The sequence below is a fragment of the Streptomyces sp. DSM 110735 genome, assembly GCF_016482685.1.
Lineage (GTDB): Bacteria > Actinomycetota > Actinomycetes > Streptomycetales > Streptomycetaceae > Streptomyces.
The window spans coordinates 432277-445829 of record NZ_JACYHF010000003.1; the positions used below are offsets into that span (position 1 = coordinate 432277).

General features: G+C 71.2%; 12 protein-coding genes, 1 tRNA gene and 2 pseudogenes. 4 read left to right on the forward strand and 11 right to left on the reverse strand.

The genetic code is table 11. The features are described 5' to 3' along the window. Window positions 1-224 precede the first annotated feature (224 nt). Window positions 225-640 (reverse strand): annotated as a pseudogene (locus IF655_RS07380) (ATP-binding protein). A gap of 202 nt (window positions 641-842) precedes the next feature. Here IF655_RS07380 and IF655_RS07385 point away from each other — a divergent pair. After that, window positions 843-2054 (forward strand): annotated as a pseudogene (locus IF655_RS07385) (helix-turn-helix domain-containing protein); the annotation flags it as partial. A gap of 746 nt (window positions 2055-2800) precedes the next feature. Here the strand turns inward: IF655_RS07385 and IF655_RS07390 are convergent. The 4 genes from IF655_RS07390 to IF655_RS07405 all read right to left on the reverse strand — a co-directional run bounded on the left by IF655_RS07390 (window position 2801) and on the right by IF655_RS07405 (window position 4826). After that, window positions 2801-3334, reverse strand: coding sequence for a hypothetical protein (locus IF655_RS07390; protein WP_199583147.1), 534 nt, complete (start codon window positions 3332-3334; stop codon window positions 2801-2803). Between the two features lie 70 nt (window positions 3335-3404). Further along, on the reverse strand, window positions 3405-3704 hold the full coding sequence (locus IF655_RS07395; RefSeq protein WP_199583149.1) for a hypothetical protein: 300 nt from the start codon (window positions 3702-3704) through the stop codon (window positions 3405-3407). 366 nt (window positions 3705-4070) lie between these two features. Continuing rightward, window positions 4071-4144: transfer RNA gene (locus IF655_RS07400), tRNA-Pro, on the reverse strand. A 160-nt stretch (window positions 4145-4304) separates the two neighbouring features. After that, window positions 4305-4826 (reverse strand): hypothetical protein, encoded by a 522-nt coding sequence (locus tag IF655_RS07405; RefSeq protein ID WP_199583151.1) that lies wholly within the window; start codon window positions 4824-4826, stop codon window positions 4305-4307. Between the two features lie 194 nt (window positions 4827-5020). Between IF655_RS07405 and IF655_RS07410 the strand changes: the two genes are divergently transcribed. After that, window positions 5021-6181 (forward strand): Gfo/Idh/MocA family protein, encoded by a 1161-nt coding sequence (locus IF655_RS07410; protein WP_199583153.1) that lies wholly within the window; start codon window positions 5021-5023, stop codon window positions 6179-6181. 125 nt (window positions 6182-6306) lie between these two features. Beyond that, window positions 6307-7311, forward strand: coding sequence for a Gfo/Idh/MocA family oxidoreductase (locus IF655_RS07415; RefSeq protein WP_199583155.1), 1005 nt, complete (start codon window positions 6307-6309; stop codon window positions 7309-7311). A 58-nt stretch (window positions 7312-7369) separates the two neighbouring features. Here the strand turns inward: IF655_RS07415 and IF655_RS07420 are convergent, their stop codons facing one another. Further along, a complete protein-coding gene (locus IF655_RS07420; RefSeq protein WP_199583157.1) occupies window positions 7370-7927 on the reverse strand; it encodes a TetR/AcrR family transcriptional regulator in 558 nt (185 codons plus the stop codon). A gap of 139 nt (window positions 7928-8066) precedes the next feature. On the opposite strand from IF655_RS07420, the gene IF655_RS07425 reads away from it, so the two are divergent. Further along, entirely contained in the window at window positions 8067-9113 is a 1047-nt protein-coding gene (locus IF655_RS07425) for an NAD-dependent epimerase/dehydratase family protein (protein ID WP_199583159.1), read from the forward strand. Here IF655_RS07425 and IF655_RS07430 read toward each other — a convergent pair. The 5 genes from IF655_RS07430 to IF655_RS07450 form a co-directional block, all read right to left on the reverse strand. Then, window positions 9101-9340: a hypothetical protein gene (locus IF655_RS07430; protein WP_374100173.1), complete on the reverse strand. Its 240-nt coding sequence runs from the start codon at window positions 9338-9340 to the stop codon at window positions 9101-9103. The genes IF655_RS07425 and IF655_RS07430 overlap by 13 nt on opposite strands. A 202-nt stretch (window positions 9341-9542) precedes the next feature. Continuing rightward, window positions 9543-10424 (reverse strand): ATP-binding cassette domain-containing protein, encoded by an 882-nt coding sequence (locus IF655_RS07435; RefSeq protein ID WP_199583161.1) that lies wholly within the window; start codon window positions 10422-10424, stop codon window positions 9543-9545. A 5-nt stretch (window positions 10425-10429) separates the two neighbouring features. After that, on the reverse strand, window positions 10430-11503 hold the full coding sequence (locus IF655_RS07440; protein ID WP_199583162.1) for an ABC transporter permease: 1074 nt from the start codon (window positions 11501-11503) through the stop codon (window positions 10430-10432). Beyond that, the gene (locus IF655_RS07445) at window positions 11503-12522 is read right to left on the reverse strand and encodes a sugar ABC transporter substrate-binding protein (RefSeq protein WP_199583164.1); all 1020 of its coding nucleotides are present in this window, start codon (window positions 12520-12522) and stop codon (window positions 11503-11505) included. Before IF655_RS07445 ends, IF655_RS07440 begins: the two co-directional genes overlap by 1 nt. 98 nt (window positions 12523-12620) lie before the next feature. After that, window positions 12621-13484 (reverse strand): alpha/beta fold hydrolase, encoded by an 864-nt coding sequence (locus IF655_RS07450; RefSeq protein ID WP_199583166.1) that lies wholly within the window; start codon window positions 13482-13484, stop codon window positions 12621-12623. Window positions 13485-13553 lie beyond the last annotated feature (69 nt).

Here is a 13553-nt window from a genome sequence, read left to right on the forward strand (position 1 = left end):
GTGTGAGACGACGAAGCCCCGGCTCGGTGGAGTTCACCGGCCGGGGCTTCGCCGCCCCTGGGGCGGTCAGTTCTGCTCGTCGTCCTCGGACTCTCCACCAACAACGGGCGGGCAGGGTTCAGCGGGGGCCGTACTGATCCGTAGGCACCCGTCCGTGCCGAACAGCTCGATCAACTGCGATAGATGGGCGCGGGCCGCACTGCGGCCGGGGGCCTCTCCCGTCGTCACCCGCGCCCCTCCAGGTCCGCCCACACGATCTTGCCCCAGCGCCGCTCATCCGTGCCCCAGTCGGCGGCCAGCGCCGCCACGAGGCGCAGACCACGCCCGCCTTCTTCGCTGTCGTCGGCTTCGCGCTGCACCGGCCGCGCCCGGGAGAGATCCGCGACGCCGACACGTACCCGCGCAGCGCCGGGACGGTCGATGACGACCCGGATGGACTCCCGCCGAGCGTGCTGCACGGCGTTGGCCACCTGCTCGGAGACGATCAGCGCCCCGTCCTCGGCCAATGCGTCCACCCCCAGACGGCACAGGCGGTACGAAGCAGGCGCCGCGCGGTGGCTGCGCTCTCGGGTTGCCTCGGCAGGGTCTCGCTGTACCCGGGGTGCCCGGTCCGGCGGGCCCGGGTTGTAGGTTGCGGCATGTCGGTCTGCTTCCTTCAGATCGGCCAGCCCCGGGGCCGTTCGCGCGGTCGCCGGGGCGCTTCGCGTTCAGGTAACCGGGGTGCGTGATCATGCGGAGGAGCCAACCAGGGGGCCAGGGAGGGGCCACACTAGATACGGAAGGGGGCACCATGAGCGACACCACCGAGCGACACCACCGAGCGACGCCGCGAGTTCGGCGCCTACCTCGCCGGTCTGCGGCGGCACTCCGGCCGCTCGCAGCGGCAGTTCGCCGCCGTGCTGTGCGCCGTGTCCGGCGCCCAGTCGATCACGCGGAACGAGGTCTCCCGGTGGGAGCGCGGGGAGCGTATCCCGGACGTGTGGCTCCCCACCTTCGCCCAGGTGCTCGGTGTGCCGCTGCGTGAGCTGGAGCAGGCCGCCGCGTACGCCCGGGGCGACGCTCAGGCCACCCTCCCCGGGGTCGCGGCCACCCTCGCGGACTTGCTGCCCGACGGGGAAGCGCTGGAGCCCCTGGCGACCCCCCGTGGCCGTCGGATCGGCACCACCACTGTGGACGGCCTGGCAGCTCGCGTCCACGGCCTCCGGCTCGCGGACGATGTGCTGTCCGGCGGTGACCTGATCGCCCCCGCCTTCCGTGAGTTGCGCGCCGCCGTCCGCCTGTACCGCGAGTCCGAGCACTCCGAGGAGACGGGACGCGGCCTGCTCGTGCAGATTGGGGAGTTGGGCCAGATCGCCGGATGGATCGCCTCGGACGCCGGTCGGAGTGACGACGCGGAGCACGCCTACCGGCTCGGGCTCTCGGCCGCCCGCCAGGCCGGGGACGCGCCGCTGGTGGCACAGCTCGCGGGTAGCCTCGCCTACCACCTGACGAACAGCGGCCGGGAGCGGGAGGGCCTGGAGCTGGCGAAGGCGGCCGTTGCGGAGGCCGGGCCGGATGCCCCGGCCACAACCCGCGCCCTGTTCCTGGACCGCGTGGCGTGGGCGCACACGCGTGCCGGGGAGGCTCAACCGGCCCTGCGGGCGCTCGGGGAGGCCCACGCCGCCCTGGATGCCACGGACGGCCCTCCCGCACCGACATGGGCCTACTGGGTGAACCGCGAGGAACTGGAGGTCATGGACGCCCGGGTGTTCACCGAGCTGCGCCGCCCGCTGCGCGCGGTGCCGCTGCTCCAGGACGTCCTGGGACGCTACGACGCCACGCACGCCCGGGAGGTCGCGCTGTACCGCTCATGGCTGGCCGTGGCGCTGGCCGACGCGAACGAACCCGAACAGGCCGCCGAAGAGGCCCGCCGCGTCATCGACACGTCCGGCGATCTTTCCTCGGAGCGCACGGCGGAGCGGGCCCGGACAGTCCTCCACCGGCTGAAGGAGTACGAGGACGTACCGGAGGCGCGGGAAGTACTGGCCAACTACGGGCACTTGTTGCTCGCATGACCGCGGCGGTGATGCTGCCTACTGCTCCGCGTACAGCTCTCGAATGTGGCGGCTGCGCCTGTCCTGGAGCGCATCGAGCGTCGCTCGTGCTGCTGCAGCATTGTGGGGCGGCTCCAGCGACTCCAGCACGCCGTGAGGTGCACAAGTTGCACCATGGAAGTGCAGAATGTGCGGCTGTACGACGCGCGGCACGCCTGCCTTCCGTGGATGGCGAACACGGGGCGCCGGACTCGGCGGACTCCACACGTCGGCCTACCCCTCCCAGCGAGCAGGCTGCTACTTCTGTTCAACCATCGCCTGTTCTCGCCGCTCCACCTCCGACAGCACGGCCTACTCGGCCTCGCGCTGTGCGGTGACGAGTTCTGTCGGCGCTTTGGGGTTGTCAAAGCCGAGCTGGCTCAACAGACGCTTGATCGCCGCCCAGCCACCCTGCACTGCGCCGCCAGCGCACCTCCGCGGCATGGACGAACTGAGCCAAGGATCTGCGGACCGAGCTGTACCGCCCCCTGTACCACCAGCCCATCTACCCGGCGAACCTCTACGCCGACCGCCCGCCGAACCACCACGCCGAATACCGCGAGCGCGTCACCGATCCCCAGGTCGAGCTGATGCGCGCCCGCGGTATCTGGCGGTAGGACGCCACTTCGTGCTGCGTGGGCAGTTCCTCAAGGCGGACGGGGCTCCCGGATGTCACGCCCCGTCCGATTCTCTCCGGCCGCGTGGTCATGACGAGCCGGAGAGCGGGGTCACCCCGACACGGGCGTAAGGGTGAAGTCCTGTGTTCCGAGCTGCTGGCAGTTTCGACCGATGAGAGGCTGACCCTCGCCGTTGGCCTGGAGGCAACCTTGGTAGTCGCCCTTCGGGTTGGTCCACTTCAAGTGGGAGTCGGAGGTGGACACGAACTTGGCCGGGAACACGAGAGGCTTGGGCTGGGTGCACGACCCCATCCCCGTCCGCGAGGCCCAGGTACTCGCCCCCAGGCTCAAGCACTGGTCAGCAGGGACAGACACGTTGTGCAGATAGCCATTCTCAGCGTCGCGCAAGAAGTGCTGCGCGGCCTTTCCGGGCGCGCACGGCCTCAGGACAACCATGGTGTATTCCGTGCCGTCCATGCTCCGCACCTCAGCTTCCGCGCACAGCGTCGGCTCAGCCGAGGGGCTGATGGTGAAGGACTGCGACGCGTCGGGAAACGTTACTGCTCCTGCCGTGGGCATCGATGTGGCCATGCCTGCCAGCCCGATGGCGGAAACGGCGAACAGCCGGGACAGGGACTTCTTCAAGATGCGCTCCTCGTGTGGGCGATGTGCGTTGGATGGAACCTTGATCACTAACGCGGGCACGCACGGAGAGTTACGCACAGAGCGGGATACTGGTGGCGCTAGGGTTTGTCCGCTCCGCGGCCTCCTGCTCCGTCTTCGCCTTGATCCGCGCCACCTCCTGCGATGCGTCCTTGATCGGGTAACCGGCCTCCGGCAGCATCATCACCGCCGTCTCCGGCGGCAGCGCCCCGGCCCCATACGCCTGCACGACCTCCTCCAGCGCCGCGCCCCGGTCGGTCGGCGTGTGTGGCGCCCACGCCAGCCGCGTCGGCAGCGTCTCCCCCGCCGTCGACCCGTGCGCCCGACCCGCCTGGTACAGCCGCTGCACCATCTTGAATAGCAGCCGGTACTTGTGCTCGTCTCCACCAGAAAGCCGCGCCCCGCCACCGTGAACGCCGTCATGTCCGCGTTCTCGTGGCTCTTGGTCGCGGAGTCCGCACGCCAACTCCTGCCGTCCGAGCCGGGTGACAGGGTGCTCCTCCTCCAGTTCCTCCCGGCGGCCGCCGACAGGTTCGCGTCGTTCTCCCGCATCCGATGCGGCCCCTACGCACACCTCAGCGTGCTCCCATCCCGTCGTTCCCTGCCGAGCCCGATCGGCACGACCCGTTGACCCGGGTCAAGGGCGCTGGTCCCCAAAACGGCCGAGGGCCGGTTTCAGATTTCTCTGAAACCGGCCCTGAGCTGCGACTCTCACGAGTCGGGACGACAGGATTTGAACCTGCGACCCCTTGACCCCCAGTCAAGTGCGCTACCAAGCTGCGCCACGTCCCGATGCGGTCACAGGCGGGGTGGTTCCGCGTGATCGCGCAGGTCAAACCCTACCGTACCGGCGGGGATGCCATGGCCTGCGGTCGTGTGGGGCGGGATATGTGGGCCTGGGACATGTGGTCCAAGGACATGTGGCCCGCGCCTATGTGGGCACCCTCCACCCCTACTTGATGAGCGCGTTCGCCACCACCACGATCACGCCGAGGAGGGCGTCGACCAGGCCGATCAGGAGGGCGGCGAGCCAGCCGCGGCGGGAGCCTCGGGCGGTGACCACGCCCAGGGTGAAGAGGATGGCGATGTTGAGAAGGAAGGCGGGCTCCTCGACCTCGGTGGCGGGCCACCAGCCCCAGCCCGCGCCGGCCAGGAGGAAGACCGTCGGGAGGACGGCGGCGACCAGGGGCCATTCGTCGGCGAGGGCGCGGAGGGTGGACCAGCGGCGGCGGGGGCCGCGTTCGGCGATGTAGTGGGCGTAGCCGTGGGCGAGGGCGGAGGCGAAGGCGGTGACGAGGACCCAGAGGGCGTCGTAGCGGCGGCTGGCGGCGGAGGTGTGGCCGTGCTGGGTGAGGGCGGCGACCAGGGAGCTGGCGAGGACCGCGCCGTAGACCCCGCCGAACAGGATGGCCTCGCGGGTGTCGTGCCGCCGCCGCGGTACGCCGGATGCCGCCTCCACCGTGCTGTCAGCCATGTCTCTCACGATCACCCGGGTGTGCGGCGGCCGCCACCCTGGTGGGCAGTCGGGCGGCACCGCCTACTCCAGTAGCCACAGCGGCCACCTCGGCAACAAGATCGGGAAAGGCCCGCTCCGGACGGTTGACGCGTCAGCCATGTCCGTACAAAGGTGGCCGCGACAGGAGTGAGCCGGTCCGACGAGGGGCTGTCATGGTGGATGCGCTGGGGGTCGCCGTCATCGGGTTCGGCTGGATGGGACGCGTGCACACCCAGGCGTACAGCAGGGTCCGCCACCATTTTCCCCAACTCCCCCTGCGTCCCGAGCTGGTGACGGTCGCCGAGGACGTGCCGGGGCGGGCCGAGGAGGCCGCCGAGCGGTACGGGTTCGCGACCGCCACCCGCGACTGGCGGGACGTCGCCGCCGATCAGCGGGTACGGGCCGTCAGCATCACCGCGCCGAACTTCCTGCACCGCGAGATCGGTGTGGCGATGGCGGAGGCGGGCAAGCACGTCTGGGTCGAGAAGCCGGTCGGGCTGAGCGGCGAGGACGCCCGTGCGGTGGCCGACGCCGTGGCCAAGGCGGGCGTGCAGAGCGCGGTCGGCTTCAACTACCGCTGCGCTCCCGCCGTGGAGACCGCCCGCGATCTGATCGCCGCCGGGGAGCTGGGCGCGGTCACCCATGTGCGCGTCCGCCTGTTCAGCGACTACGCGGCGCACCCGGACGGCGCGCTGACCTGGCGCTACGAGCGCGCCCGGGGCGGCAGCGGGGTCCTCGGGGACCTCGCCTCGCACGGCGTCGACCTGGCGCGTTTCCTGGTCGGCGACATCGCGTCCCTCGCCGCCGACACGGCCGTCTTCGTGCCCGAGCGCGCCCGTCCGGCCGGGGCGACCGCCGGTCACGCGCTGGCTTCCGGCGGCGAGCCGGGCCCGGTGGAGAACGAGGACTACGTCAACTGTCTGCTGCGTTTCGCCTCCGGCGCGCGCGGCGTCCTGGAGGCGTGCCGGGTCTCGGTCGGCGAGCAGAACAACTACGGCTTCGAGGTGCACGGCACCCGGGGCGCGGTGTTCTGGGACTTCCGCCGGATGAACGAGCTGCGCGTCAGCCGGGGCACGACGTACCAGGACCAGCCGGTGAGCACGGTGTACGTCGGTCCGGGCGACGGTGAGTTCGCCGCGTTCCAGCCGGGCGCGGCCAACGCGATGGGGTACGACGATCTGAAGGTCGTCGAGGCGTACCGGTTCCTGCGCTCGGTCGCGGAGGGCGAGCCGTACGGCGCGACGCTCGCGGACGCGGTACGTGCCGCCGCCGCGCTGGACGCCATGGCGGAGTCGGCCGAGAGCCGGAGGTGGGTCGATCTGCCGGCCACATAGGCGCAGCGCACACCTCGCCGCCCACGCGCCCAGCGCCCTCGCACATGTTGCCCTCGCACATGTCGTACGCCCACATATGGCGCCACCACATAGAGACCGCCCACAAACAAGGAGCAGCCCCGCACATGCGCATCGGAATTCTCGGCCTCGGCCGCATCGGCGCCTTTCACGCCGAGACTCTGTCCGCACTGGACGGCGTCGAGTCGCTGGTCGTCGCGGACCCGGTCGCGGACGCGGCCAAGGCGGCCGCAGAGCGGTTCGGGGCGCAGGTGGCGGACTCGCCGGAGGCGCTGCTCGCCGCCGGGGTGGACGGGCTGGTGATCGCGGCGGCCACGGACGCGCACCCCGAGCTGATCCGGGCCGGTCTTGCGGCAGGTGTGCCCGTGTTCTGCGAGAAGCCGGTCGCCCGCACCATGGCGGAGGGCGTCGGGGTACTGCGGGAGGTGCGGGAGAGCGGGGTGCCCGTGCAGATCGGCTATCAGCGCCGGTTCGACGCCGGGTACGCCGCCGCGCGGGCCGCCGTCCGGGCGGGCGAGCTGGGCGCGCTGCACACGGTCCGGTGCGTGGGTCTGGACCCGGCGCCGCCGCCCGCCGCCTACATCGCCGGTTCCGGCGGCATCTTCCGGGACTGTTCCGTGCACGACTTCGACATCCTGCGCTGGGTGACCGGACGCGAGGTGAGCGAGGTCTACGCGGTCGGCGGCAACCGGGGCGCCGACTACATCCGTGCGGCGGGCGACGCCGACACCACGGGCGCGGTCCTCACCCTGGACGACGGCACGCTCGCGACGGTCTCCAACTCCCGCCACAACGCGCGCGGTTACGACGTGCGCATGGAGCTGCACGGCTTCGCGGACTCCCTCGCGGTCGGTCTGGACGACAAGCTGCCGATCCGCTCGGCCGAGCCGGGCGTCACCTTCCCCGGGGGCACCCCGCACGACTTCTTCATGGACCGCTTCGCCGCCGCCTACCGCGCCGAACTCACCGCGTTCACCGAGGTCGTGGCGGGCTCCCGCCCCTCCCCCTGCACGGTCGAGGACGCGCTGGAGGCGGGCTGGATCGCCGAGGCGTGCACGCTCTCACTGCGCGAGCACCGGCCGGTGACGCTGGGCGAGATCCGTACGGCTTGAGTTCTACGGCGCCGGGATCCGCCCGGCGCCGTAGAACTCGCCCTTCCGAAGCCCCTGTTCAGGCTCGCAGCCCGTCCACGATCAGCCCCAGGATCCGCTCCGCCCGCGCCTCCCCGTCCCGCGCCGGGTCGATGCGCCACAGCACGCTCAACTGGAGCAGCACGTCCTCCGGGTCGACCCCGGTCTTGAGGGTGCCGTCCGCCGCGCCCGCGTCGAGGAGTACGCCGATCGCCCCGAGGAAGGGGGCGTAGAACTCGTCCTCGCGGCCCGCGCCCGTCGCCGCGTGGATGACCTCGGCCACGCCGAACTTCAGGCGGCCGTAGCGCGCGACCTCGTCGAACCACAGGCGCAGCGCGGTCAACGGGGGGTGGGCGTCGCGGAGTTCGGGCGCCAGGTCGATGAGGTGCTGGAGGTCGTTGCGGTACAGCTCCATGATCAGCGCCTCCCGGGTCGGGAAGTGCCGGTAGAGCGTGCCGATGCCGACCCCCGCCTTCTTGGCGATGGCGGTGAGCGAGGCGCTGCTCGACGCGGCGATCTCCTCGCGGGCGACGGCGAGGATCCGCGCGCGGTTGTCGCGGGCGTCCTTCCGGGTGGGCTTGGCGGGCTGCGCGTTCACGGATGCGGTTTCCGTCCGGTCTCGGATTGCTAAGCGGAGGGCCCTCCGGTACGTTGGGGAACAGAGCCGGAGGGCCCTCCGTTTTCTGTCATTCTGGCACACCCCCTTCCCGCACACCCCTTCCTCCGTGAGGACAGTCATGCCCGAACTCGTCCTGGTCACCGGCGGCACCGGCTACATCGCAGGCTGGTGCGTCACCGAACTGCTCCGCCGCGGCTACTCCGTGCGCGCCACGATCCGTACCCCCGGCCGCGAACAGGCCGTCGTCGACGCGGTCGCACCGGAGGTCAGCCCCGGCGACACCGACCGGCTGAGCTTCGCCGTCGCCGATCTCACCGCCGACGCGGGCTGGGACGAGGCGATGGCCGGAGTCGACCGCGTCCTGCACGTGGCGTCGCCGCTCGGCACCACGGAGTCGGGCGACCTCGTCACCCCGGCCCGCGACGGCACCCTGCGAGTACTGCGCGCCGCGACCCGGGCCGGAGTCGCCCGGGTGGTGATGACCTCCGCCGCGAACACCGCGAGCCCCTCCTCGTACACCACCGACGGCGTCACCGACGAGACGCTGTGGACCGACCCCGACGATCCCTCGCTCATCCCCTACCGGCGTGCCAAGACGCTCGCCGAGCGGGCTGCCTGGGACTTCATGGCGACCCACGACGGTCCGACCGAGCTGACCACCGTGCTGCCCGGCGCCGTCTTCGGTCCCGTCCTCACCGCCGACGCGCAGGGCTCCGTCGGCATCGTCGCCCGGATGCTCTCCGGGAAGATGCCCGGCGTCCCCCGCATCGGGCTGGAGATCGTGGACGTGCGCGACCTGGTGGACATCCATCTGCGGGCGATGACCTCACCGGCCGCCGCGGGGCAGCGTTTCCTCGCCACCGGTGAGTTCCTGTGGATGGCGGACATGGCGCGCGTCCTGCGGGACGGGCTGGGCAGCCCCTGGGCGGGACGCGTGCCGACCCGCAGGCTGCCCGACTTCGCCGTACGCCTCGCGGCGCGGTTCGGTGACCCCACGCTGCGCGAGATCACGCCCGCGCTGGGTCGCCGCAACCGGCACTCCACCGAGAAGGCGCACCGGCTCCTCGGCTGGCAGCCCCGGCCGGCCGCGCAGGCGGTTCTGGACTGCGCGGAGAGCCTGATCACGCACGGTGCCGTACCCGTCGAGGCGGCTCAGCCGCAGTAGCGCACCAGCCACTCGTCCGCGTGGTAGCGGTCGCGCGCCGGGTCCGGCGTGGTCGCGGGACGGGTCTCGACCATGTCCTCGGGGCGTATCCGCTCGGGCAGCGCGCCGAAGCGGTCGTGGCGGTCGGTGTCCGTCCGGTCGGTGTCGTGGGACGTGTGCCGGAGCCGTGTGGTGCGGTGCGTCATGCCGTCCTCCCGTCTGCCGCCCTCGCGGGCGTCCCCTGTCATCGGTCACAACGCTGTCAACGGTCATAACGCCCACCCGCCCCCGGCAGTTCCCGCCCGCGCCCGGCAGTTCCCCCGCGCCCGGCAGCTCCCGGCGGCGTCCGGCGGTCCCCGGACACACGACGGGGCACGCGACGAGGCACGCGACGACGCCCGGGCGAGCCCCCACGCGGGGCCCCCGGGCGTCACCCGATCAGGCGCCCGCCTACGAGGCCGCCTCCGGCGCACCGCCCGACGCCGCCTCCACGGAGGACGCAGCCACGCCGTCCTCCGTGGGCAGCCCCGCCACATCCACCCCCCGCACCTGCGCCAACTCGTGTCGCAGCGCGGCGAGTTCCGCGCCGCCCGCCATGTGGTTCGTCAGCTCCTCCAGCGTGATGTCCCCCCGCTCCGCGCTCAGTTCGAGCGTGCCGAGGCGCAGCACGCTGAAGTGGTCGCCGACCATGTAGGCGTGGTGCGGATTGTGGGTGATGAAGATGACGCCGAGCCCGCGTTCCCGGGCGGCGGCGATGTACTTCAGCACCACACCGGACTGCTTGACGCCGAGCGCGGCGGTCGGCTCGTCCAGGATGAGCACGCGGGCGCCGAAGTGGACGGCGCGGGCGATGGCCACGCACTGGCGCTGGCCGCCGGAGAGCGTGCCGATGGGCTGTTCCAGGTCGTCCAGGGCGATGCCCATGGCGCGCAGTTCGCGGTCGGCGGTCTCCTTCATACGGGCGATGTCCAGGCGGCGGAACGGCCAGGGTCCCTTGGTGAGTTCGGAGCCTAGGAAGAAGTTCCGCCAGACCGGCATGAGGGGGACGGTGGCGAGGTCCTGGTAGACGGCGGCGATGCCCCGGGCGAGGGCGTCGCGGGGGCTGTCGAAGCTCACCGGCTCGCCGTCCACGAGGAATTGGCCCTCGCTGTGCCGGTGCAGCCCCGAAATGATTTTGATGAGGGTGGACTTGCCCGCGCCGTTGTCGCCGAGGACGCAGGCGACCCGGCCCGCCTCGACCGTCAGGTCCACCCCGTGCAGGGCGCGTACATTGCCGTACGACTTGCCCGCGTCGCGCAACTCCACCAGCGGGGAGGTGTGTTGGTCGGTCATGGTCTTCACCTCCGCGTCGCCGTGCGCTGGACCCACAGATTGATCAGGACGGCGCCGAGCAGCATCACGCCGAGGAACGCCTTGAACCAGTCGGGGTTCCAGCCCGCGAAGACGATGCCCTGGTTGACCATGCCGAACATGAACGCGCCGAAGACGGGACCGATCGCGGAGCCGGAGCCGCCGGTGAGCAGACAGCCGCCGATGACCGCCGCGGCGATGTAGATCAGCTCCTGGCCGACGCCCTCGCCCGACTGCACGGTGTTGAAGGAGAACAGGTTGTGCATCCCGGTGAACCAGGCGCCGAAGCTCACCAGCATGAACAGCGTGATCTTGGTGAAGTCGACCCGTACGCCCACCGCGCGGGCGCTCTCCTGGCTGCCGCCGACCGCGAAGATCCAGTTGCCGTACTTGGTGCGCAGCAGCACCCAGGTGGCAAGCGCGGCGAAGGCGAGCCAGTAGAAGACGGTGATCTTCACCTGGACCCCGCCGATGTCGACGGAGGACGCGAAGACCGCCTTGGCCTGGGAGAAGCCGTCCATGTCGCTGACGTCGTCGGTGGCGACGTTCCCGGTGACCATTTTCGTCACCGCCAGGTTGACGCCCTGGAGGATCAGGAAGGTGCCGAGGGTGACGAGGAAGCTGGGCAGCTTGGTCCTGACGACCATCCAGCCGTTGAAGGCGCCGATGGCGAGGGAGAGGACGAGGGAGACGAGCACCCCGGTCCACACGTTCACGGTCAACTGGTAGCTGATCATGCTCGCGGTGAGCGCGGAGCTGATCACCGCGACGCCCGAGGACAGGTCGAACTCCCCGCCGATCATGAGGAGGGCGACCGGGAGCGCCATGATGCCGATGGTCGAGCACTGGTAGAGCACCGTGGCCATCGAGTCGCCCTGGCGCAGCGAGGGCGCGGCGATCAGGAAGAAGACGAAGACGGCGGCGGCGCCGAGGAAGACGCCCGTCTCGGGGCGGGCGAGCAGCCGGAGCGCCAGGGGGCGCCGGGTGGTACGGCGCTCCGCCGGGGCGGGGCCGGGAGCCGGCGGCGCGGCCGCCGGTCCCGCCTGCGACGCGGTGCTCATCACCGCGTGCCCTTCGCCGCGAACGCCGCGACCCGGTCCACGTTGGACTTGTCCACGAAGGCGGGACCGGTCAGCACGGGCTGCTCGCCGCCGCCGCTGTAGTTGCCGTTGTTCTTGTACAGCCACAGGGAGTCGACGGCCAGGTAGCCCTGGAGGTAGGGCTGCTGGTCGACGGCGAACTGGATCGTGCCCTTCTTGATGGCGCCGGTCAGGTCCTTGTTGAGGTCGAAGGTGGCGACCTTGGCCTTGCTGCCCGCGTCGGCGACGGACTGCACGGCGGTCAGCGCGAAGGGGGCGCCGAGGGTGACGACGTAGTCGAGGGACTTGTTCTGCTTGAGCTTGGCGGTGATCGTCGACTTCACGGACGGCATGTCGGTGCCGGTCACGTACAGCGTCTGGAGCTTGCCGGAGAAGGTCTTCTTCACGCCGTCGCAGCGCTGGGTGAGGCCGACGTTGCCCTGCTCGTGGATCACGCAGACGGCGTTCTTGGCGCCGACCTCGTCGAGCTTCTTGCCGAGTGCCTCGCCCGCGACCGACTCGTCCTGGCCGAAGAACTGCAGGAGACCGAGCTTCTTCCAGTCGGCGAGTCCTGAGTTGAGGCCGACGACGGGGATCTTGGCCGCGTTCGCCTTGGCTATGACGTCCTTCATGGCGCCGGGCTTGGCCAGGGTGACCGCGATGCCGTCCACCTTGCGGTCGATGGCGTTCTGCACGAAGTTGGCCTGGGTGCCCGCGCTGGGGTCGGCGGAGTAGCTCAGTTCGATGTTGTCCTTGGCGGCGGCGGCCTCGGCGCCCTTGCGGACGATGTCCCAGAAGGTGTCGCCGGGACCCTGGTGGGTGATGAGCGCGACCTTCATCCGGGGGGTGTCGGCCTTGCCCGCCGAGGTGCCCGCCCCTCCCCCTTCGGCCTTCTTCCCGCCGGAGCCGCTGGAGCAGCCGGCGAGGGTGAGGGCGGCCGCGGCGGCCACCGCGACGACCTGGGCCAGTCCGCGCGAACGCGAGCGAGAAGAGCGGTCCATCTTTCCTGCACCTCACTGTGCTACGGAGGGGAACTGCTGTGGCGTCGGCCGCGATACAAGTCCCTGCGCGGGCCACTGTCAATACTTTGTAAGGACATTTACGGGTTCGACACCGTCTCCCCGGCGATCTCCGCGAGCAGCCGCGCCGCCGGTTCCGGGCGGACCATCCAGCGCAGATGACTGCCGTCGAGAGTGCGTACGTCGAAGGGGTTGTCCGGGGTGAGCGCGTCGCCCTCGCGGATCAGCCGGTCCTGGAGGGCGAGCGGCAGACTCGCGTCGCCGGTGAGCCGTACGTACGTCCTTGGGAGGCGGCCCCAGCTCCCGGCGCGTGCCCGGTCGTCCGGGCCGCCCGCGTCGAGGCTCTCGTCGGGCTGGAGCGTGGCGAGGAACGCCAGGAGTTCGTCGTCGGTGCCGTCCGCGAGGAAGGCGTCCTTGAGCCCGGCGAGGGCGCGGTCGTCGGCGGTGCGGAAGTTGGCGCGGATCAGGCCCAGTTCCGCCGGGTCGCAGGCGAGGACGTGGCCGAGCACGTCGGGGTCGACCTCGGCCATCTCGGGCTCGGCGTAGTAGGCGGCGACCTCCAGGTCGACCGGGCACCAGGCGGCGACGTAGACGAGCCGGTCGATCAGGTCGGGCCGGGTGTTGGCCACGGCGGTGGCGACGACGCCGCCCCGGCTGTGCGCCACGAGCACGACGGGACCGTTCGCGCCGGCCCGCTCCAGGACCGCGATCAGATGGGCGACGTTGTCCGCGTGACTCACGCCCTTGAGCACGCCGGGCGCGGCAGCCAGTTCCTTGGGGTCCTGCGGGGTCTGGTAGGCGCGCGGGTAGGTCGCCGCGAAGCCGTGTCCCGGCAGGTCGACGGCGACCGAGCGGTGTCCGAGCAGACCCAGCTCCGCCTGGAGCGGCGCGAAGGAGAAGGAGTTGGCGAAGGCTCCGTGGAGCAGTACGACCGTCGGCTGCATCTGTCTTCCGCCTTCCGCCCCGTGGGTCCCGTGGTCCGGGGTGCCACGCTACGCAGCGGAAGATCACCG

Coding starts and splice junctions, on each gene's coding strand:
- IF655_RS07395 (WP_199583149.1), bottom strand. CDS start 3,704: ATGGTGCAGCGGCTGTACCAGGCGGGTCGGGCGCACGGGTCGACGGCG.
- IF655_RS07405 (WP_199583151.1), bottom strand. CDS start 4,826: ATGGCTGACAGCACGGTGGAGGCGGCATCCGGCGTACCGCGGCGGCGG.
- IF655_RS07410 (WP_199583153.1), top strand. CDS start 5,021: ATGGTGGATGCGCTGGGGGTCGCCGTCATCGGGTTCGGCTGGATGGGA.
- IF655_RS07415 (WP_199583155.1), top strand. CDS start 6,307: ATGCGCATCGGAATTCTCGGCCTCGGCCGCATCGGCGCCTTTCACGCC.
- IF655_RS07425 (WP_199583159.1), top strand. CDS start 8,067: ATGCCCGAACTCGTCCTGGTCACCGGCGGCACCGGCTACATCGCAGGC.
- IF655_RS07430 (WP_374100173.1), bottom strand. CDS start 9,340: ATGACAGGGGACGCCCGCGAGGGCGGCAGACGGGAGGACGGCATGACG.
- IF655_RS07435 (WP_199583161.1), bottom strand. CDS start 10,424: ATGACCGACCAACACACCTCCCCGCTGGTGGAGTTGCGCGACGCGGGC.
- IF655_RS07440 (WP_199583162.1), bottom strand. CDS start 11,503: ATGAGCACCGCGTCGCAGGCGGGACCGGCGGCCGCGCCGCCGGCTCCC.
- IF655_RS07445 (WP_199583164.1), bottom strand. CDS start 12,522: ATGGACCGCTCTTCTCGCTCGCGTTCGCGCGGACTGGCCCAGGTCGTC.
- IF655_RS07450 (WP_199583166.1), bottom strand. CDS start 13,484: ATGCAGCCGACGGTCGTACTGCTCCACGGAGCCTTCGCCAACTCCTTC.